The following is an 18,988-nucleotide window of genomic DNA, read 5'->3' as shown; positions in this document are numbered from 1 at the left end:
CCGGTCTTCCCGGGACGCGTGAGGCTCAGCGGCATGGTGAGTTCGGCGTCACTCTGCGGAGCACCGGCCTTGCCGGACGCCCCGGCGTCGGACGGGAGCGACTTCCCCCGACCGACCGAGCCGCCCCGCTGAGCGCTTTCACCGCCCTCGGTACCGGAGGCCGACGAACCGCCGGAGGGCCGGCCGGGGCGCCCGCCGTCGGCGGAGTCCGACCGTCCGCCGGCCTGCCGACCGGGTCGGCCGTCCGCTGCGGAATCCGACCGTCCGCCGGTCTGCCCGCCGGAGCCGCCGCCCGCCGCCGAGCCCTGCCGTGCGCCGGAGGGCCGGGCGGGGCCGTCGTCCGAAGCCGGGTCCTGCCGGTCGCCGGAGGGGCGACCGGAGCCGCCGCCCGTCGTCGCCGAGGCGGGCCTTTCGTCGCGCGTGGCCTCGGAGCCCACGTCGGACCTTCCTCCGCTCGCCGGGCCGGGCCGTCCGCCCGGTGCCGAGTCCTGCCGGTCGCCGGAGGGGCGGCCGGGGCGCTCCCCGTCCGCGGAGTCCGGCCGTCCGACGGAAGGCCGGCCGGGGCCGCCCCCCGTTGCCGGGGCCGGTCCGTCGCCGGGCTTCCGGCCGGGCTTCGTGTCGCCTGCCGCCGGGCGCTCGTCGCCGGGTGCCGAGGTCTGCTGCCCGCCGTTCGCCGCGCCGGGCTCGGCGGCGGTCGTCGGGGGCTCCGGTGTCGTACCCGGGCGGGGCCGGGGCCGGTCCGGGGGCGTGCCCGGGGTCCGGCGTTCCGGTTCTCTCGGTGCCCAGCCCGGGCCGTTCCGCTTCGGCTGCGGCTCGTCGCTCATCGTGCTGCCGTGCTCCTGTTTCCGCGTCGTACGTTCATTTCCGTACGGCCTAGTACGCTTTGCGCCCGCTCCGGGCAAGTTCTGCACCCGTGAGTGAAGACTCTCGTACCGACCGATCCGTTCCCGGATTCCGGCACGCGCCCGGTACGCCCCGGGAGCACCACCACCCGGCCCGAAAACGCCTGGCACACCGCTCCGGCCGCGGACTAGGCTTTCGCGCTTCGGCCCGGATCGACCTCGGCCTCGGTCCTTCGCCTAACTCTTCGCAGCGGATGGGGGTTTCCTCGTGGGCACTGGGCGGTTGTACGCCGCCGTCGCCGCCGGTGGCTTCAGGCGGTACGCGACGTATCGGGTGGCCACCGCGGCTGGGGTGTTCACCAACACCGTCTTCGGCTTCATCCTCGCATACACCTACATCGCCCTCTGGCAGGAGAAGCCCCACCTCGGTGGCTACGACCAGGCGCAGGCGCTCACCTACGTGTGGGTGGGCCAGGCGATGTTCGCGGTCATGGTGCTGGGAAGCGCCGGTTTCGAGGAGGAGCTCATCGAGCGGATCCGCACGGGTGACATCGCGGTCGACCTGTACCGGCCCGCCGACCTCCAGTTGTGGTGGCTCGCCGCCGACCTGGGCCGGGCCCTGTTCCAGCTGCTCGGACGCGGTGTCGTCCCCATGGTGTGCGGCGCCCTCTTCTTCGATCTCGCGCTGCCGTCCAGCGCCTGGCCCTGGCTCGCCTGCCTCGTCGCGGTCGCCCTCGGGGCCCTGGTCAGCTTCGCGATCCGATACATCGTCGCCCTGTGGGCGTTCTGGCTCCTCGACGGTGCCGGAGCGATGCAGATCACCTGGCTCACGGGCGTCTTCTTCTCCGGCATGCTCCTGCCGCTGAACGTCTTCCCCGGCGCCCTCGGCGACCTCGCCCGCCTGCTGCCCTGGTCCGCGCTGCTCCAGGCGCCCGCCGACGTGCTGCTGGGCGAGGCCGACCCGTGGGGCACGTTCGCGTTCCAGGCCTGCTGGGCGGTCGTCCTGCTGGCGGTGGGGCGGCTGATCCAGTCGGCGGCGACGCGGAAGGTGGTGGTCCAGGGTGGCTGACCTCGAAGAGCGCCCGGTGACAAGGGTCACGGAGGCCACGGGGGCGACGGGGGCGACGGAGGACCCGTTCGGCGCGTACGGCCCGTACAGCCGCCTACGCGACGGACTGCGCGCCTATCGCATGATCGCCGCCATGTGGATCCGCTCCACGATGGCCTACCGCGCCTCCTTCGTGATGACGGCCTTCGGCAACTTCGCCGCCACCGCCTTCGACTTCGTCGCGATCCTGCTGATGTTCTCCCAGGTCGACGAGTTGGGCGGCTTCACCCTGTCCGAGATCGCCCTGCTGTACGGCACCTCCGCGATGGCCTTCGGTCTCGCCGACCTGATGATCGGTTCGATGGACCGGCTCGGGCGCCGGGTCCGCGACGGCACGCTGGACACCCTGCTCGTCCGGCCCGCTCCGGTGCTCGCCCAGGTCGCCGCCGACAAGTTCGCGCTGCGCCGTCTCGGCCGGGTCACCCAGGGCGCCCTGGTCCTCGGCTACGCCGTGGCCACGCTGGACATCGCCTGGACGCCGCTGAAGGTGCTGATGCTCCCGATGATGGTGGCGAGCGGCGGGTTCCTCTTCGCGGCGGTGTTCGTCGGGGGCGCGGCCTTCCAGTTCGTCGCGCAGGACGCCTCCGAGGTGCAGAACGCCTTCACGTACGGCGGCGCCACGCTTCTGCAGTACCCGCCGGCCCTCTTCGGCAAGGACCTGCTGCGCGGTGTGACGTTCGTCCTGCCGCTCGCCTTCGTCAACTGGCTGCCCGGGCTGTACGTCCTGGGCCGCCCCTATCCGCTCGACGTGCCGCACTGGCTGGCGTTCGCTCCGCCGCTGGTGGCGGCGGCCTGCTGCGCGCTCGCGGGCGCGGCGTGGCGGGCGGGGCTGCGTTCGTACCGGAGCACGGGGAGTTAGGGACACATGGACGAGCGGTTCATCGAACTCGACCGGGTCGAGAAGGTCTTCGACGTCCGGAAGAAGACCGGGTTCCTGCGGCGGGAGCGGCGCGAGGTGCGGGCCGTGGACTCGATCTCCTTCACCGTGGCGCGCGGCGAGATGGTCGGCTACATCGGCCCGAACGGCGCGGGGAAGTCGACCACCATCAAGATGCTGACAGGCATCCTGACCCCCAGCGGCGGCCGGCTGCGGGTGGCGGGCATCGACCCGTCCCGGGAACGGACGCGCCTCGCCCGGCGGATCGGTGTCGTCTTCGGGCAGCGCACGACCCTGTGGTGGGATCTGCCGCTCATCGACTCCTACCGGCTGATGCACCGCATGTACCGCGTCCCCGACGCCCGTTACCGCGAGAACCTCGACCGCTGTGTCGAACTCCTCGAACTGGGCGACCTGCTGGACGTACCCGTGCGGCAGCTCTCCCTCGGGCAGCGCATGCGCGGCGACATCGCGGCGGCGCTGCTGCACGACCCCGAGGTCCTGTACCTGGACGAGCCGACGATCGGGCTCGACGTCATCAGCAAGGCCAAGGTCCGCGAGTTCCTGAAGGACCTCAACACCGAGCGCGGCACGACCGTGCTGCTCACCACGCACGACCTCCAGGACATCGAGCAGCTGTGCCGCCGGGTGATGGTCATCGACCACGGCCGGCTGATGTACGACGGTCCGCTGACGGGGCTGCACGAGGTGGGGGAGAGCGAGCGGACCCTCGTCGTCGACCTGGAGCGGGAGCTGCCGCCGATCGAGGCGGCGCCCGCCCGTGTCGTCCGGGTGGAGGGGCCCCGGCAGTGGCTGGCGTTCCCGGCGTCGGAGTCGGCGGCGCCGCTGGTGGCCCGGATCGCGTCGGAGTATCCGCTGGTGGACCTGTCGGTCCGCGAGCCCGACATCGAGGCGGTGATCGCCCAGATGTACGCGCAGCAGGCGGAGCGGGTGGGGGAGACGGGGCAGTCGGTCTCGTAGCCGGGGGCCGGGGTTCCTCGTAGGCTGAGACGTATGACGGACGATCTCCCGGACCTGCCGGCCACCGCGGACCTCCGGGCCTCCGACGCCGACCGTGAACGGGTCGCGGAGCAGTTGCGGGACGCCCTCGCGGAGGGGCGGCTCGACATGGAGGAGTTCGGGGAGCGGCTGGACGCGACCTACCAGGCGCGCACCTATGGCGAGCTGGCGCCGATCACCCGTGATCTGCCGGGTGCCGGGACGGTGGCGCCGCCGTCCGTCTCCCTGGTGAAGGGGGCGGCGGAGCACGGGGGTTGGGCCGATCGGATCGTCGGCGGGCAGGGCACGTCCACGTGGGGTGTGGCGGTCATGTCCGGCTTCGAGCGCAAGGGCAGCTGGACGGTTCCGGAGCGGTTCGACTGCTTCGCGTTCTGGGGCGGTGGTGAACTGGACCTGCGGGACGCCTACTTCGCGCAGCGTGAGGTCACCATCAACTGCGTGGCCGTCATGGGCGGGATCAATGTGATCGTGCCGCCCGGCGTCGAGGTCGTCGTCCGGGGCATCGGCATCATGGGCGGCTTCGACCACCGTGAGGAGGGCGAACCGGGCGAGCCCGGTGCCCCCCGCGTGGTCATCACCGGGTTCGCCTTCTGGGGCGGCGTCGGCGTCGAGCGCAAGCTCCCCAGGGCCGAGCGGCAACGGCTCAAGGAGGCCCGGCGGCAGGAACGGCTGGAACGCCGCCGGGCCCGCCGAGAACTCGGCGAGGGCCACTGAGACGAGCCGGCTGCCCCGCGGCACCGAGCGCGTCCGTGCGCCCAGCGCCCCCGGGGCGCTCTGCCGTGCCGCACCGGGGCGGTCCGGCCGCTCCCAGGGCGCGGAGGGCGTTCGTCCGCCCGGTGGCGCCGGTCCGGTTCGGCGGCCGTGCGGCAGCCGGTCCGGTCACGCCCTAGAGTTCCGCCGGGACCGCGCCCTTCAGTGCCTTCAGGTCGAAGACCTGCCCCATCCGCTCGTACCCCTTGTCGCTCGGGTGGAGGTGGTCGCCCGAGTCGTAGTCGGAGCGCAGCCGGCGGGGGTCGTACGGGTCGCGGAGCGCCTCGTCGAAGTCGACGACCGCGTCGAAGACCTCGCCGGAGCGGATGCGGTCGTTGACGGCCCGGCGTACGGCGTCGCGCTGCTCGGTGTAGCCGCGGTGGCCGTGGAACGGCATCAGTGTGGCGCCGACGACGCGCAGGCCGCGGGCGTGGGCCTGGCCGACGAGTTCGCGGAGCCCGGCGACGATCGCGTCGGGGTCGGCCTGGCCGGGGTTCTTCAGGATGTCGTTGATGCCGAGGTCGATGACGACGGCCTTGACGCCGGTACGGCCGAGCACGTCCCGCGGGAAGCGGGACAGGCCGCTGGGGTTGTCGGCCATGGGGGTGCCCCCGCGCGAGGTTGTTCGAGCGTGGGGGAGGCCCCGTCCGTGGGCGAGGACCTGGTTGCCGCTGATGCCCTGGTTGACGACGCTGTAGCGGGGCATGCCGGAGGCCCCGGCGGCGGCCCGCAGCCGGTCGGAGAGGACATCCGTCCAGCGGCGGTTCTGGCCTGCGGTCGAGGTGATCCCGTCGGTCAGCGAGTCGCCGAGGACGACGACGGTGCCCTCGGACTCCCTGCTCAGCACGTCCAGCGCGGTGACGTACCGCCAGTGCATGGTCTGCGTGGTGTACGGCGCCCCGGTGACGTCCGCGGCCTGGTCGCCCTCGGCGGTGTACGAGATCTGCCGGGCGTGCGCGTGGAAGGTCGTGGGCCCGGACGGGGTGGGCGAGTAGGTGGTGATCAGCACGTCGCCGTCGTGCGGGATCGCGATCCGTACGACATCGCTGACCACCTGCTGACCCGCGGCGATGACCACGGTCGTACGTCCGCCGAAGGTCAGCCGGCGCATGGTGTCGGGCGCTGCCGCCGGGCTGTTCACCGTGGCGGCGACCGCGAGCGAGGCATGGGTGATGGTCAGCGGCTGCCGGCCGTAGAGGTTGGACAGCGTGACGCGGGCACTCGTACCCGCGGCGGAGGTGTGCACCACGTTGCGCACCGAGCGGCCCGCCAGGCCGTTCGTCTCGGTGCCCGGCTCCGACCCGCTCGGCGAGGCCGACCAGGCGCCCACCCAGACCCCGGTGGACGCGGGGGCGGCGGAATTGCGCGGTGCGCCGGCGAAGGTCTCCTGCCGCCGGGGGCCGTCGTCGATGCCGACTCCGACGTATATGGCGGCCGAGATGGTGACGACCAGGGCGGCCATGGCCGCCAGCAGTGCATAACCGTGACGCTTGGTCATGCGGTGTGTAGCTCCTCGGGCAGTGGAGCCCCGAGGCTCCGATGTGATCACCCCATGATGCGGCATGGGATGGGGGTGGTCAGTGAGAACCCCCATCGGTTCCCCCGTCCGGACAGACGCGGGGAACTCCTGTCGCGTTCCAGGAGTAGGTCGTGCAGTGGGTCACCAACGAACCGAGAAAGGGACAATGTGTACGGGGGACAGGAACGGGTGGAGTGAATGGACCGTACGAGACCGGAAGAAAACGGCACCCCGCGGCGGCGTGGCCTCCGTGGCGCCCCCGCGAACCAGGTGACGGACCCCACGCCGGGCGCGCGATCGGCGGCGGACGCCTCCGGCGGTCCCGGCGCGCCTCGTGTGTCGCATCGCACGATGACCACGTTCAGCCCAGCCGACGAGGAGAAACAGCGGGGCGTCCGGCGGATGAAGCTGACGGCCGCCGGACTGCTGCTGTTCGTGGCCGTGGTGTACGTGCTGGCGAAGTGGGCTTCGAACGAGGGTGCCGGAGCCTGGGCGGGCTATGTCGCGGCGGCCGCCGAGGCGGGCATGGTGGGCGCGCTGGCGGACTGGTTCGCCGTGACCGCCCTGTTCCGCCACCCCCTCGGCCTGCCCATCCCGCACACCGCGATCATCCCCAAGAAGAAGGACCAACTGGGCGTCTCCCTGGGGGAGTTCGTGGGGGAGAACTTCCTCTCCGAGGACGTCGTACGGCAGCGGCTGCGCGCCGTCGGCATCGGCAGCCGGCTCGGCGCGTGGCTCGCCGAGCCGCACAACGCCGACCGGGTGACCGAGGAGCTGGCGACCGCGATGCGCGGCGCCCTCACCGTGCTGCGGGACACCGACGTACAGGCCGTGGTCAGCGAGGCAGTCACCCGGCGGGTCAGCGGTCAGGAGATCGGGCCCGGCATAGGCAAGATGCTGGAGCGGTTCGTCACCGACGGCGGCCACAGACGGGCCGTGGATCTGATCTGCGCCCGCGCCCAGAACTGGCTGGTCCTCCACGACGACCAGGTCATGGACGCGATCGAGGGCGGCGCCCCCGGCTGGACCCCGCGCTTCGTCGACAAGCGGATCGGCGAGCGGGTCTACAAGGAACTGCTCCGTTTCGTCACCGAGATGCGCGACTCGCCCACCCACCCGGCACGCGGCGCCCTGGACCGCTTCCTCACCGACTTCGCCCAGGACCTCCAGTCCGACACCGACACCCGCGCCCGGGTCGAACGCCTGAAGGGCGAGGTGCTCGCCCGGGGTGAGGTCCAGGACCTCATCGCCTCAGCCTGGACCGCCGTACGCTCCATGGTCGTGTCCGCCGCCGAGGACGAGCGGAGCGAACTGCGGCTGCGGGTACGGACGTCGCTGCTGTCGCTGGGCACGCGGATGGCCACCGAGCCGTCGGCGCAGGCCAAGGTCGACAAGTGGCTGGAGGGCGCGGCCGTCCACGTCGTCACCACCTACCGCAAGGAGATCACCTCCCTGATCACCGACACGGTCGCCGCGTGGGACCCCGAGCACACCACGAGGAAGATCGAGGCCAACATCGGCCGTGACCTGCAGTTCATCCGCATCAACGGCACGGTGGTGGGTTCGCTGGCCGGGCTGCTGATCTACACGGTGTCGCGGGCGCTGGGCGCATAGCCCCCACGCATGGCGGGTGGTCGTCCGGGTGACCCGCCCGCCCTCTGGGCGTAGTTGCTCCTCCGACGGGCACTCGAACGCGGTTCGCTCGAGGAGGAGGGAGCCGCACAGATGGCCGTAACCGACCGGAAGTCACCGCAGGAGTCCGGCACCGTCACCACCGCCGTACCCGCACGCCTGGACCGTCTGCCCTGGTCACGCTGGCACTGGATGGTGGTGATCGGACTCGGCACGGTGTGGATCCTCGACGGCCTCGAGGTCACCGTCGTCGGCAACATCGCCGGGCGGCTATCGGAGCGGGGCAGCGGGCTGCCGATCAGTTCCGCGCAGGTCACGGGCACGGCGGCGGCCCTGTATGTGGCGGGCGCCTGCGCGGGCGCCCTCTTCTTCGGCCGCCTCACCGACCGCTTCGGCCGCAAGAAGCTGTTCATGGTGACGCTGGCGGTCTATCTCGGCGCCACCGCCCTGACGGCCGTCTCGTTCTCCTCCTGGTGGTTCTTCCTCTTCCGCTTCCTCACCGGCTTCGGCATCGGCGGCGAGTACGCGGCCATCAACTCCGCGGTCGACGAGCTGATCCCGTCCAAGTACCGGGGCCGCGTCGACATCGTCATCAACGGCAGCTTCTGGCTCGGCGCGATCGGCGGCTCGCTGCTGTCGATCGTCGCCCTGGACACGGACCTCTTCGCGGCGAACGTCGGCTGGCGGCTGACGTTCGCTCTCGGTGTGGTGCTCGGTCTGGTGATCCTGCTGGTCCGCCGGAACGTGCCGGAGAGCCCCCGCTGGCTGCTGATCCACGGCAGGGAACAGGAGGCGGAACGGCTGGTGGCGGACGTCGAACGGCAGGTCGAGGCGGAGAAGGGGCGCCAACTTCCTTCGGTCACCCAGGAAATGACCATCCACCAGCGCAGGAGCATCGGCTTCGGCACCATCGCCCGTACCGTCTTCTCCCGCTACCGCCGCCGCGCCGTCCTCGGCTTCTCCCTCTTCATCGGCCAGGCCTTCCTCTACAACGCGATCACCTTCGGCTTCGGAGCGATCCTCACCACGTTCTACGACGTCCCGACCTCGGACACCGGCTACTACTTCGCCTTCATCGCCGCCGGCAACTTCCTCGGCCCGCTGCTCCTCGGCAAGCTCTTCGACACGGTCGGCCGCCGGGTGATGATCTCGTCGACGTATCTGCTGTCCGGCCTGCTCCTCTTCGGTACGGCCTGGCTCTTCGACCGGGGCACCCTGGACGCGGTCACGCTCACGGCGTGCTGGTGCGTGGTGCTGTTCTTCGCGTCGGCCGGGGCGAGCAGCGCGTACCTCACGGTCTCCGAGGTCTTCCCCATGGAGACCCGGGCCATGGCCATCGCCTTCTTCTACGCGATCGGCACGGCGGCGGGCGGGATCAGCGGGCCGCTCATCTTCGCCGACCTCACGGAGTCCGGCGTCGTCGGCGACACGGTCCTCGCGTTCCAGATCGGCGCGGCGCTGATGTGCGCGGCGGGTCTGGTGGCGGCGTTCCTCGCGGTACGGGCGGAGCGGAGGTCCTTGGAGGACATCGCCCAGCCGTTGTCCGCGGCGGGGTCATCACCGGGCGCCTCATGACTCGGGGGTGCGGGTTCGTTTGGCGGGTGCGGGTGAGTGGCGGTTGTTCGCGCAGTTCCCCGCGCCCCTCACCCGTAGAAGTACTGCGCCGCCTTGCGCTCGAAGTGCGACGAGTACACCAGCCCGATCGCCGGCGTCCCCCGGTACGTGCCGACGTACTGCCGGGCGCTGTCCACCACGACCGGCCGGGCCATGCACGCCCACTTGTTGCGCTGCTCGGCCTCCGCCCACCGTACGGCCGCCGGGTCCACCCGATCGCTGACCAGTACGGGAAACGCGGCAACCCCGTTCTGCAGCCCGGCCGGCAGCCCGCCCTTCGTCTTCTTCGCGTACGACAGCACCTGATCGGTGAACGTCGCGATCGTCGGGATGGTTATCTCCGGGACGGCCGCCGCGACGGTGAACAGGTGGAGCTTCGTCCCCATCCACCTCCACTTGAAATCGGCCCGCCGCCCGACGAGCACGGGCACTCCGGCCCAGTCCTCCCACCAGGTACGGCATTCATCGGCGGCGAGACGGGCCCCCAGGGAGGCGAGGTAGGCCTGCGAGGCGGACTGCTGTGGATGCATGGCCGGATCATGCCCCGTCCTGGCCGGATCGTGAAAGGCGGGGTGAGGCCAAGGTTGTGCTGAGAGCTCCGAACAAAAGTGGAGCCCGGCTCGCGACGCCTGGCACGCACGCTCGCCGCGTTGCCGAAAGCCCCTGGTAGCCCCGCTACAAGGAGCTTCCGGCGCCTTGCGATCGCACGCACCAGACGCCGCGAGCCGATCGGACTCCACTCTTGTTCGGAGCTCTAAGCCCCGGTCGTGGACCCGGGCCGCACGATCATCAGTACCGTCACGGTCGCCCACAGCAGATTGAACACACCGGTGAACATGGCGAGTCGCGCCGTGGCCTTCAAGGGCTTCTCGCTCACCGCCGCCCCGACGGTGACCGAACCCCCGGCCCTGCCCACGGTGTCGGGCCCGGCCGCCCCCACCCCGTCCAGGAGCTCCTCCTGCCGCGGCAGCACCAGCGCCAGCAGCACCATCGCCGCGAGTGCCGTCAGCAGCATCGACACGATCAGCCAGGCGTCGCGCAGCACCCCCATGCTCATCGCCGTGGCGAAACCCAGCACGGGCACCGCGATGCCGACACCGCCGTACACCCGGCAGATCCGGTGCAGCAGCCGCAGGGCCGACACCGCCCGCTCGCTGCCGGGCTCGGCCAGCGCCTTGCGCGCGCTCGGCGGGAACATGCTGGCCGCGACGGTGACGGGCCCGACGGCGACGATCGCGGCGAGGACGTGGAGAGAGAGCAGCAACTTGGTCACGCCGGCACGCTAGGACGCGCCACGGACCCGGAGAAGTGGCAAGATTGCCAGGGTTCAACGGATTCTCGCCAGGAGTGCCGGCGGAATGGTGGTCATCCCGTTCCCTCCTTGGCGAGAACCCGGCCCCCGCCTACGCTCCCGCCATGCACACCGTGGCCGTACTGGCGCTCGACCAGGTCATCCCGTTCGATCTCTCCGCCCCGATCGACGCCTTCGGGTGGGCCCGCCTGCCGGACGGCCGGGAGGCGTACCGGGTGCGGGTGTGCTCGCCGGCGGGGGAGGCGGAGGTGCCGGCCGGGCCGTTCACCGTGCGGGCGCCGTACGGGCTGGAGGCGCTGGCGGAGGCCGACACGATCATCCTGCCGGGGACGGCGGACCCGACCGCCCCGCTTCCGCCCGGTGTGACGGAGGCGCTGCACGCGGCGGCGGCCGCTGGTACGCGCATCGCCTCGGTCTGTGTCGGCGCGTTCATCTTCGCGGCCACGGGCCTGCTGGACGGGCTGCGCGCCACGACCCACTGGATCGCCGCCCCCGATCTGGCCGCCCGGCACCCCGAGGTGACCGTCGACCCGAACGTCCTCTACGTCGACAACGGCCAGTTCCTGACCTCGGCGGGCGCCGCCGCGGCGCTGGACATGTGTCTGCACATGATCAGGAAGGACCACGGCTCGGCGGTCGCCGCGTTCACCGCGCGGATGTGCGTCATGCCCCTGGAACGCGAGGGCGGCCAGGCCCAGTTCATCGTCCAGGACCAGCCCCCGGCCCCCGCCGGCGCGACCCTGGAGCCCCTGCTGCGCTGGCTGGAGGCGAACGTGGCGCGGGATCTCACGCTGGACGACATCGCCGCCCACGCCGGCACCAGCGCCCGTACGCTGAACCGCCGCTTCCGGGAGCAGACGGGCACGACACCGCTGCAGTGGCTGCACCGGGCGCGGGTCCGCCGGGCCCAGTACCTCCTGGAGTCCACCGACCACACCGTCGACCGCATCGCGACCCAGGCGGGCTTCGGCTCCTCCACCGCGTTCCGTGACCGTTTCAAGAGGGTGGTCGGCACGAGCCCGTACGCGTACCGGCGCGCGTTCCGGGGAGAGTAGCCGTACGAGGGGACCAGGTCGGCGGCCCGCACCGGGTCTCTCGGCGGTTCGGTTCCGCGCCCCCCGACGGCTCCGCCTCTCCGCGTCTCGCACCGGCTCCCTCGGTGGCTCCGCGTCACCCCCGGCGGTCGGCCACCGCCCAGGACGCCAGGGCCATCGCACCGGCCACCCCGAACACCGCAGGCCAGGCGCCCACCTTCTTCGCCAGCGGATGCGATCCGGCGAACGCGGCGACGTACCCGGCGGTCAGGGCGCCCGCGGCCCTGCCACCGGCCGCCCGCCGCCACTGCTGGGCCGCGGCCGCCCCGGCGACGGCCAGTACGGCTCCGCCCAGCTGCCGCTTCCTCGTCCAGCGGGCCACCCCGTACCCGCCGATGAGCCCGCTCGCGGCCACAGCCGCCGCAGGAACCTTCGCCATCCTCTGCCTCCTGGCTCTTCGCACCGTCAGCTGCCGTCAGCTGCCGTCAGCTGCCGTCCGCTGTCGTCCCGAGGTTAACCCTTCTAGAACCCCACTCGCCGAACCTGAGCCCGAGCTTGTCAACTTTCCTCTCTGGAGCTATATAAGAAGGCGTAGGAAATCACCGGGCATCGCCACCAGCGCCTGATGAGAGGAGTGACCCGTGATGCTCATGCGTACCGACCCGTTCCGTGAGTTCGACCGGCTCGCGCAGCAGGTGTTCGCCTCCAACAACCGACCGGCCGTCATGCCGATGGACGCCTACCGGGCCGGTGACGACTTCATCGTCCACTTCGACCTCCCGGGCGTGGACCCGGAGACCATCGACCTGGACGTGGAGCGCAACGTCCTGAACGTGCGCGCCGAGCGCCGCTCCCCGGCCCCCGACGGGGCTGAGCTGGTCGCCGCCGAGCGTCCGACGGGTGCGTTCACCCGCCAGCTCTTCCTCGGCGACACTCTCGACGCCGACCGCGTCGACGCCTCTTACGAGGCCGGCGTCCTCACGCTGCGCATCCCGATCGCGGAGAAGGCCAAGCCGCGCAAGATCCAGATCAGCGGCGGCAGCGAGCGGCGCCAGATCGACCGCTGACCGGCGCCCCCGGCCGCGACCGGGGCCGACCGCCGCGACCCCGCCGCCGACCCACCCGGGGCGCCCGGCACCCACCGTGTGCCGTACCGCCGGGCGCCCCGAGGGCTCGTACGGCCATGGACGGCCACCGGGGCCGCGCCGCGACCATCGCCGTCACGGCTCCGGCGAACCAGACCCAGCCGTGGCTCGGAGGACCGCGACGGGCAGACCCGACAACGGCCACCAGGGCCCCGACACGTCAGACCCGACCATGGTCACCACGGCCCCGGCACGCAGACCCCACCGTGACCGTCAGGGACCTGACGAGGCGGACCCGAACGGCGTGTGGCCGTCAGGAACGTGACGGGGCGGCCCTGAACGGCGTGTGGCCGTCAGGGACCTGACGGGGCGGCCCTGAACGGCGTGTGGCCATCAGGGCCGCGACGAGGCCGGCGCGGCCATGGCCGTTCACGGCTCGCGAGGAGACCTACCCGAACGGTGTGTGCCCGATCAGGGCCGCGACGAGGCGGACGGCGCACCCGCTTCCTCCCCGCCGACCGCACCCGCACCCGGCTCTCCGTCGCGCGCGCCGGAGCCGCCCGCCTTCCGAAGCGCCGCCCGCTTCGCCGCGAGGTGCCGCTCGACCAGTTTCCGGTCGTCCGCCCCCAGCACCCGTTTCTGCACCGAGCGCTGCACCTCGCCCACGGTCTCCGCGAGCTTCGTCTCCGCCTGGCAGCGCGCGTCGGCCTCCGCCGTGCGGATCTCCTCACGCGCGAGCGCCCGCAGCGCGGCGGGATCGGCGGACGCCTTCGGCAACCGCCGGTTCAACCCCTCCCGCACCGCCTGGAGATCGGCCACGCGATACCCGGCCTCCGCCATGCAGGACGACCAACGCCGCACAGCGGCCAGATAGTCGGGCTCCTTCTCCACGGCCGTCAGCACCCGGGCCGACAGCACCGCGACCACCGGCTCCGTCCGGTTCCAGTCCGCGCCGTAGACCGCGACACGTGCCTCGTTGACGCAGCCGTCCGTCGAGTACTCCAGCCGGGAGCCGTCCGGCAGCGGCACCGACACCTTGTGCTTCGCCGTTCCGAGAAGGGCCCGCTGCCAGGCGGGGGCACGGGGCTCCTCGTCCGTGGGCGGCGGCGAGGACCGCAGATGCAGGAACTCGCCGACGATGCCGTACCCGTCGGCGCTCGCCCGCCGGGCGCCCAGCAGCCCGTACGGGTTGGTCTCCTCGCCGCGCGCGGACGCCGTCCGGGGCTGTGCCGTGTACCGCAGGCCACGCTCCGCCATGCACCGCACCACGGCCTTCTCCTGGAGGTCGTGCAGGCGTACGGCCTCGCCGTGACGGAAGGACGCGGCCCCGGACAGCGGCCGTACGTCGGACGGCTCCGGCGTGCGCACCGGCGCGTGGCCGGCCGCCCCCGGGAGGGAGCAGCCGGCCACGGCCAGTGCCGTGAGCAACGCGGCCGTCAGCGCCGCCCTACGTACGGCGCGTGTGGCGCGTGCGGCGCGCACCGGACGTGTGGCGCGCACGAAACGTGTGGTGCGCACGGGACGTGTGGCGCGCACGGCGCTCATGCTGCGGGGCTCGCGGCGCGTGCGGGGTGCGTCGGCGTCGTGGTTCACACGCACCAGTCGTTGGAGGCGACGTTGTGCCACCAGACGGTGTTGGCCAGGGTCGGGTTCTGCCAGCCGCGGTCGAGGACGTAGCTGTACCCCGTCTTGTTCAGGCCGGAGAAGATACGGACGTTGCAGTTGTTGCCGTGGTTGTAGAGCGACTCGGCGTTGTTGAACTTGTTGTACTGGAGCAGGTTGTTGTTGTCCCCGTACACGGTCCCGGGGTCCCCCGCGCCGTTGGTGCCGAGGTACGCGCACAGCGCCCCGGCGGGACAGTCCGACCACGCCGCGTTCGCGGGGCCGGCCGTGGCCAGCGCGCCGACGGCGGCCATGGCCAGACCACCGAGGGCGATGCCGCCCCGGACGAGCATCCGATGCATGACGAGTTCCTCCACTCTGTGAAGCACTGCTGGGGCTCGATGCGAACCGCGGCGAGCTCGCCGCGGCGCCGCCACCACCCGGCAACCGCCGGGCCCGTGGCGCTCATGCGGCAGCAGCCTCACGCAGGGACCAGGCGTCCCATCAGGGGGGAGTAGTGGGTCAGGACGTCCTGGGACACGGCGACCCCGCCCGCCTCACCCGTCGTACGCGCCGTCCCACCAGCTCGGGACGCCGGAGACGGCACGGGAGAGGCTGTGGGACACGGCCAGGGGAACACCCGCCGCCTCGCCGGCACACGGACATCGCCCGTACGACCGACTGGCCCCGCCCGCACGCTTCGCCCACCACCCGGCCGCCGCCACGGCCAACGCCCCCACCGCCATCCCCGCGGCGAACAACTCCGCCGGTGACGGCCGACGGCGGAACGGCCCCCGCCCCCGCCCCCGCCCTCGCCGCCCGTCGTCCTCGGCGGCGACGGACTCGCCCGATTCCCCCGACTCCCCCAACTCTCCGGACTTCACGACATGTCCGGACTCCCTGAGCACCACGACGTGCCCGGACTCCCCGGAAGCCGCGAGCCGCCCGGACTCCCGGGAAGCCGCGAACTGCCCGAACCGACCGAACTGCCCGGACTCCGCGGACCTTCCGGCCGCTCCGGAATCCCCCATCAACAGCAAGGCCCCCGCCCCGTCCCCCATCACGGAGGCGAACTGCTCGACCGCCTCCCGGGGTACCGGTTTCTTTCCGTTGAGGAACCGCTCCCAGGACGACCGGCTGTAGTGCGTCCGTGCCGCCAGCTTGGCGAAGCTGAGCCCCGACAGTTTCTTCAGCCTGCGCATCTCCCCGGCTATCAGCTCACTCATTCGTCCCCCTGAGTCCCCTTGGTCATGTGGGTCCACCGTCAGGAAACAGTGCGGTGAGGAACGAGGGACAGACGTTTCACGGCCGATTTCGAGGTATCCAGCTGGTTCCGAGCCGTTCTGCGGGCATTTACCGGTCCTCGACTGATCCGCGAAGCGTGCGGCGCGAGTGTGACTCACGTCACTGCATGGAGCTGCCGGAAGTGGCGGGCGGCGTCCGGTGGGACTGGCATGCTCATGCTTGGCTACTGGTCGGTAACCGCCGGTCACGTGCTGCCGTCGCACCCTGGCGCACGGCCGTGCCGTCGTGTCGCCCCGTGTAGCGCACCCCCCACCACACCGATCCCGAGGATCACGCGTGCACAAGCTCAGACGACATGCCTTGCTCTCGGCCCTGTCGGCGATCACCGTCGCGACCCTGGTGGCCACCGGCTGTTCCACCGGCTCACCCTCCTCCACCGCCGACAGGCCGGGTGCGGCGGCGGTCGAGACGCCCGAGGCCCCGGCGGCAGAGGAGCAACTCGCCGTCGTCGCCGCCCCGGCCGACGGGGCCACCCCGACCGCCGTGGCGGACGGGAACGCCGTCGACCAGGGCAAGGCGGAGAAGTCCACGCTCAAGGTCGCGTCGTACGACAGGAAGACCGGCCGCGCGGTCATCGCGGCACCGCCCGCGGAGGTCCCCGAGGCCCCCGAGTCGACCGCGAGCCCGTCGAAGCCCGCCGCCACGGACCCGGACGCCGGCACCGGCAGCGACGCCGGCAGCGGCACGGGCCGGGAGTCGGGTACGGCCCCGGCGCCGGGCACGCGCCCCGTCGCCGTGGGCGATGTCATCGCCAGCGCCCCCGCCACCGGCGCCCCCGACGGTCTGCTCGCCAAGGTGACCGAGATCGTCGGCACCGAGGAGGACGGCAACGGTACGACGGTCCAGACGGAACCGGCCGAACTCAACTCCGTCCTCGGCGAGAGCAAGGCCGACGGCAAGGTACCCGTCGACCCCTCCACCATGGACGTCGAGCCGCTCGTCCAGGGCGTGAAGGTCTCCTGGGCGAAGACCGGCGACCTGACCTTCGGCCCCCAGGGCGCGAAACTCCCGCTCGGCAGCCTGCGCATCGACGTGGGCGCCGCCGTGGAGACCGCGGCCGGCGCCCCCGCCTCGGCCGCCGCGTCCGTCCAGGGCTTCGTCCAGCTCGCCCCCGAGGTCTCCTTCTCATACGACGGCTCCGGGGCCGGTACGGGTGCCGCGCCCGGCGGCGCGTTCCTCGGCCTGACCGGGGAGTGGGCGTCGAAGTGGTCGCTCAAGGGCCGCGCGGCGGGCACGACCGACGGCAAGCCGGTCCGTGTCCCGTTCGCCGAACTCCACGCCGACCCCGTCATCCAGGTCGGCCCGGTCCCGATCGTCGTCAACCTGGACCTCGTCTGCTACTTCCAGGTGAACGCCGACGGCCGCGTCACCGTGGACGTCGAGCAGGACCTGAAGGGCGACTTCCGCGTAGGCGGCAACTTCACCTGGGCCAAGGGCTGGACGGGTGTCAGCGAGTCCGACATGACCGGTGAGCCGCTGAAGGCGACCGTCACCGCCACCGGCAAGGTCAAGGCCGCCCTGGGCGCCGAGGCCACCATCGGCCTCTACGGCACGGTGGGCGTCACCGCCGACCTCGCCCCGTACCTCCGCGCCGAGGCCGACGCCACGGCCGAGGGCTCCGCCAACGGCACGGGCTCGGCGAAGGGCTCCTGGGCCCTCTACGGCGGTGTGGACCTCACCGGCACCCTCAACCTCCAGCTCTCCATATTCGGCACCCCGATCTTCCAGAAGAAGATCCCGCTGGGCGCCCTCCAGAAGGAGTGGTTGCTGACGAAGGGCGAGGTCAGGGCGTAACCGCGTCCGCCCGAACGCCCGAACGCCGTCCGCCCGTCCGCCTGTGTCGACGGGGCTCTTGGCCGAGGTGCGTGCCCACGGATGGTGGGGGACATCCGAGCGGCGCCGGCCAAGAGCCCCCGCGCGTACCCGACTTGGTGCCGACCGGGGGTTGGGGTTGCGCCACGCGCACACCGACTCTCGCGGACCGGTCGTCCGCCGCGCTTCCCCCGCAAGACCGATCCGGCAGCAGAGCAGCGCCCCGAAGCGGGCGAATTCCTCCCCCTCTTGGCAATCACTGCCAGGGGCCCGTCTCCCTGGCGGGCGGTCGGAGCCCCGACCGGTCGGCTACGTCGCCGCCAGGTCGCCGCTACATCGCCGCTCGGCGGCACGAAGGTCCGTGACGACCCGGAAGCGTTCCAGGACGGCCGGCGTCGTGTCCGCGACGGTGAACCCGGGGTCCCCCAACGCGGCACGCATCTCCTCGCCGTGCCAGAACCGCTCGTGGTCCTCCCGCCATTCGGCCACGCTGGTGTGCCCCTCCCCTTCGTCCACCACATGGGCGAGATCCACCTCCGCTGGGTGAGCCTCGCGGAGCGAGGCCCGGACCGCCACCGAATTCACGCCGGGCCGTACCCGCAGGTACGCAGGTACGCAGATGCGCAGGTACGAAGTCAGCCCTCCGCGCCCGGCCCTCTGACGCCGACCCCGTCGCCGTCGAGGCACGGCCCGACCGCGTGGGTACCGCGCACCCCACAGATGAGTACCAGCACTCAAGTCCGGCAGCGGGGTCTCGGCCGACGATGAGGGCCACCGTCATCGAAGTCCGGGAGACCCGCATGCTCAGCCGCCTCGCCGACGTCCTGGTGCCCACCGTCGGACGCCTCACGGTGACCGCCGACGCCGACGCCGTGCTGGCACCGGGCAGCATCATCGCCGCGAACCACACCTCACTCGCCGACCCGGCCATCGTCCTGGCCGCGCTGCACCGCCTCGACGTCCACCCGGTCGTCATGGCGGCGGCGGGCCTGTGGCGCATCCCCCTGCTGGGCCGCGCCCTCGCCCGCGAGGGTCACATACCCGTCCACCGCAACGACCCCCGAGCCGCCCAGGCCCTGGACCGCGCGGCAGCCGCCCTGCGGGAAGGCCGCCTGATCCTCATCTACGCCGAGGGCGGCATCCCCACCCGCAGGGACGCGTCCGAAGCGCCCCCGGCCCCCTTCCGCACCGGCCTCTCCCGCCTGGCCCAACGCACCGGCGCCCCGGTCATCCCGGTCGGCCAGGCGGGCGCCCGCCGCGTCACCTCGGGCAACCCGGCCAAGCAACTGGCAGGCCTCGCCACGGCCCCGCTCCGCCGCCCCGACCTGCACGTCCACGTGGGCACCCCACTGAGGCTCACGGGCGAACACACCGCGAACACGAAGCAGGCGCACGGCGCGGTGACGGCGGCTTGGCGTACGGCAGCGGGGCGGCTGGGGGAGGCGGCGGCGCTGGCGGTGTAGCGGCGTGGCCCGT

The 18,988-nt window shown here is 72.3% G+C and carries 17 protein-coding genes and 2 pseudogenes; 10 read left to right on the top strand and 9 right to left on the bottom strand.

Annotated features, from left to right (window positions below):
- Nucleotides 1-824 (bottom strand): annotated as a pseudogene (locus AC067N_RS08710) (hypothetical protein); the annotation flags it as partial.
- Between the two features lie 286 nt (nucleotides 825-1,110).
- Between AC067N_RS08710 and AC067N_RS08705 the strand changes: the two are divergent.
- Genes AC067N_RS08705 through AC067N_RS08690 form a run of 4 tightly spaced genes read left to right on the top strand, consistent with a single transcriptional unit; the run spans nucleotide 1,111 to nucleotide 4,561 of the window.
- A complete protein-coding gene (locus AC067N_RS08705) occupies nucleotides 1,111-1,911 on the top strand; it encodes an ABC transporter permease (protein WP_478678160.1) in 801 nt (266 codons plus the stop codon).
- Nucleotides 1,904-2,809, top strand: a complete 906-nt coding sequence (locus tag AC067N_RS08700) for an ABC transporter permease (protein WP_478678159.1) — start codon at nucleotides 1,904-1,906, stop codon at nucleotides 2,807-2,809. Before AC067N_RS08705 ends, AC067N_RS08700 begins: the two co-directional genes overlap by 8 nt.
- A 6-nt stretch (nucleotides 2,810-2,815) precedes the next feature.
- On the top strand, nucleotides 2,816-3,808 hold the full coding sequence (locus AC067N_RS08695) for an ABC transporter ATP-binding protein (protein ID WP_478678158.1): 993 nt from the start codon (nucleotides 2,816-2,818) through the stop codon (nucleotides 3,806-3,808).
- Between the two features lie 33 nt (nucleotides 3,809-3,841).
- Entirely contained in the window at nucleotides 3,842-4,561 is a 720-nt protein-coding gene (locus tag AC067N_RS08690; protein ID WP_478678157.1) for a DUF1707 SHOCT-like domain-containing protein, read from the top strand.
- A 172-nt stretch (nucleotides 4,562-4,733) separates the two neighbouring features.
- Here the strand turns inward: AC067N_RS08690 and AC067N_RS08685 are convergent, their stop codons facing one another.
- Nucleotides 4,734-6,095: an SGNH/GDSL hydrolase family protein gene (locus AC067N_RS08685; protein WP_478678156.1), complete on the bottom strand. Its 1,362-nt coding sequence runs from the start codon at nucleotides 6,093-6,095 to the stop codon at nucleotides 4,734-4,736.
- 372 nt (nucleotides 6,096-6,467) lie between these two features.
- On the opposite strand from AC067N_RS08685, the gene AC067N_RS08680 reads away from it, so the two are divergent.
- Together AC067N_RS08680 and AC067N_RS08675 are read left to right on the top strand one after the other, a co-directional pair.
- Nucleotides 6,468-7,730, top strand: a complete 1,263-nt coding sequence (locus AC067N_RS08680; protein WP_478678155.1) for a DUF445 domain-containing protein — start codon at nucleotides 6,468-6,470, stop codon at nucleotides 7,728-7,730.
- Nucleotides 7,731-7,841: 111 nt separating this feature from the next.
- On the top strand, nucleotides 7,842-9,323 hold the full coding sequence (locus AC067N_RS08675) for an MFS transporter (protein WP_478678154.1): 1,482 nt from the start codon (nucleotides 7,842-7,844) through the stop codon (nucleotides 9,321-9,323).
- A gap of 68 nt (nucleotides 9,324-9,391) precedes the next feature.
- Here the strand turns inward: AC067N_RS08675 and AC067N_RS08670 are convergent, their stop codons facing one another.
- The gene (locus tag AC067N_RS08670; RefSeq protein ID WP_478678153.1) at nucleotides 9,392-9,892 is read right to left on the bottom strand and encodes a levansucrase; all 501 of its coding nucleotides are present in this window, start codon (nucleotides 9,890-9,892) and stop codon (nucleotides 9,392-9,394) included.
- Nucleotides 9,893-10,116: 224 nt separating this feature from the next.
- Entirely contained in the window at nucleotides 10,117-10,635 is a 519-nt protein-coding gene (locus AC067N_RS08665; protein WP_478678152.1) for a protease, read from the bottom strand.
- A gap of 143 nt (nucleotides 10,636-10,778) precedes the next feature.
- On the opposite strand from AC067N_RS08665, the gene AC067N_RS08660 reads away from it, so the two are divergent.
- Nucleotides 10,779-11,729 (top strand): GlxA family transcriptional regulator, encoded by a 951-nt coding sequence (locus AC067N_RS08660; protein WP_478678151.1) that lies wholly within the window; start codon nucleotides 10,779-10,781, stop codon nucleotides 11,727-11,729.
- Nucleotides 11,730-11,844: 115 nt separating this feature from the next.
- Here AC067N_RS08660 and AC067N_RS08655 read toward each other — a convergent pair whose 3' ends face one another.
- On the bottom strand, nucleotides 11,845-12,147 hold the full coding sequence (locus AC067N_RS08655) for a hypothetical protein (RefSeq protein WP_478678150.1): 303 nt from the start codon (nucleotides 12,145-12,147) through the stop codon (nucleotides 11,845-11,847).
- Between the two features lie 205 nt (nucleotides 12,148-12,352).
- Here AC067N_RS08655 and AC067N_RS08650 point away from each other — a divergent pair, with 205 nt between their 5' ends.
- Nucleotides 12,353-12,775 carry an Hsp20/alpha crystallin family protein gene (locus AC067N_RS08650; RefSeq protein ID WP_478678149.1) on the top strand — a complete coding sequence of 141 codons (423 nt, stop codon included), beginning with the start codon at nucleotides 12,353-12,355 and terminating at the stop codon, nucleotides 12,773-12,775.
- Nucleotides 12,776-13,264: 489 nt separating this feature from the next.
- Here the strand turns inward: AC067N_RS08650 and AC067N_RS08645 are convergent, their stop codons facing one another.
- The 3 genes from AC067N_RS08645 to AC067N_RS08635 form a co-directional block, all read right to left on the bottom strand.
- Entirely contained in the window at nucleotides 13,265-14,293 is a 1,029-nt protein-coding gene (locus AC067N_RS08645) for a hypothetical protein (protein ID WP_478678148.1), read from the bottom strand.
- Between the two features lie 89 nt (nucleotides 14,294-14,382).
- A complete protein-coding gene (locus AC067N_RS08640) occupies nucleotides 14,383-14,757 on the bottom strand; it encodes a peptidase inhibitor family I36 protein (RefSeq protein ID WP_478678147.1) in 375 nt (124 codons plus the stop codon).
- A gap of 195 nt (nucleotides 14,758-14,952) precedes the next feature.
- The gene (locus tag AC067N_RS08635; protein WP_478678146.1) at nucleotides 14,953-15,621 is read right to left on the bottom strand and encodes a helix-turn-helix domain-containing protein; all 669 of its coding nucleotides are present in this window, start codon (nucleotides 15,619-15,621) and stop codon (nucleotides 14,953-14,955) included.
- 355 nt (nucleotides 15,622-15,976) lie between these two features.
- Between AC067N_RS08635 and AC067N_RS08630 the strand changes: the two genes are divergently transcribed.
- Nucleotides 15,977-17,494, top strand: coding sequence for a hypothetical protein (locus tag AC067N_RS08630; protein WP_478678145.1), 1,518 nt, complete (start codon nucleotides 15,977-15,979; stop codon nucleotides 17,492-17,494).
- 327 nt (nucleotides 17,495-17,821) lie between these two features.
- Here AC067N_RS08630 and AC067N_RS08625 read toward each other — a convergent pair.
- Nucleotides 17,822-18,052 (bottom strand): annotated as a pseudogene (locus AC067N_RS08625) (ASCH domain-containing protein); the annotation flags it as partial.
- Between the two features lie 260 nt (nucleotides 18,053-18,312).
- On the opposite strand from AC067N_RS08625, the gene AC067N_RS08620 reads away from it, so the two are divergent.
- A complete protein-coding gene (locus AC067N_RS08620) occupies nucleotides 18,313-18,975 on the top strand; it encodes a lysophospholipid acyltransferase family protein (protein WP_478678305.1) in 663 nt (220 codons plus the stop codon).
- Nucleotides 18,976-18,988 lie beyond the last annotated feature (13 nt).

Source organism: Streptomyces sp. NPDC042364, assembly GCF_056437585.1.
The sequence above is the reverse complement of the archived record's forward strand: the minus strand, read 5'-3'. Positions and strand labels throughout refer to the sequence as shown.

Excerpts from the sequence above, each read along its gene's own strand:
- AC067N_RS08695 (WP_478678158.1), top strand. The coding sequence starts at position 2,816 with ATGGACGAGCGGTTCATCGAACTCGACCGGGTCGAGAAGGTCTTCGAC.
- AC067N_RS08690 (WP_478678157.1), top strand. The coding sequence starts at position 3,842 with ATGACGGACGATCTCCCGGACCTGCCGGCCACCGCGGACCTCCGGGCC.
- AC067N_RS08685 (WP_478678156.1), bottom strand. The coding sequence starts at position 6,095 with ATGACCAAGCGTCACGGTTATGCACTGCTGGCGGCCATGGCCGCCCTG.
- AC067N_RS08680 (WP_478678155.1), top strand. The coding sequence starts at position 6,468 with ATGACCACGTTCAGCCCAGCCGACGAGGAGAAACAGCGGGGCGTCCGG.
- AC067N_RS08675 (WP_478678154.1), top strand. The coding sequence starts at position 7,842 with ATGGCCGTAACCGACCGGAAGTCACCGCAGGAGTCCGGCACCGTCACC.
- AC067N_RS08670 (WP_478678153.1), bottom strand. The coding sequence starts at position 9,892 with ATGCATCCACAGCAGTCCGCCTCGCAGGCCTACCTCGCCTCCCTGGGG.
- AC067N_RS08660 (WP_478678151.1), top strand. The coding sequence starts at position 10,779 with ATGCACACCGTGGCCGTACTGGCGCTCGACCAGGTCATCCCGTTCGAT.
- AC067N_RS08655 (WP_478678150.1), bottom strand. The coding sequence starts at position 12,147 with ATGGCGAAGGTTCCTGCGGCGGCTGTGGCCGCGAGCGGGCTCATCGGC.
- AC067N_RS08650 (WP_478678149.1), top strand. The coding sequence starts at position 12,353 with ATGCTCATGCGTACCGACCCGTTCCGTGAGTTCGACCGGCTCGCGCAG.
- AC067N_RS08640 (WP_478678147.1), bottom strand. The coding sequence starts at position 14,757 with ATGCATCGGATGCTCGTCCGGGGCGGCATCGCCCTCGGTGGTCTGGCC.
- AC067N_RS08635 (WP_478678146.1), bottom strand. The coding sequence starts at position 15,621 with ATGAGTGAGCTGATAGCCGGGGAGATGCGCAGGCTGAAGAAACTGTCG.
- AC067N_RS08620 (WP_478678305.1), top strand. The coding sequence starts at position 18,313 with ATGCTCAGCCGCCTCGCCGACGTCCTGGTGCCCACCGTCGGACGCCTC.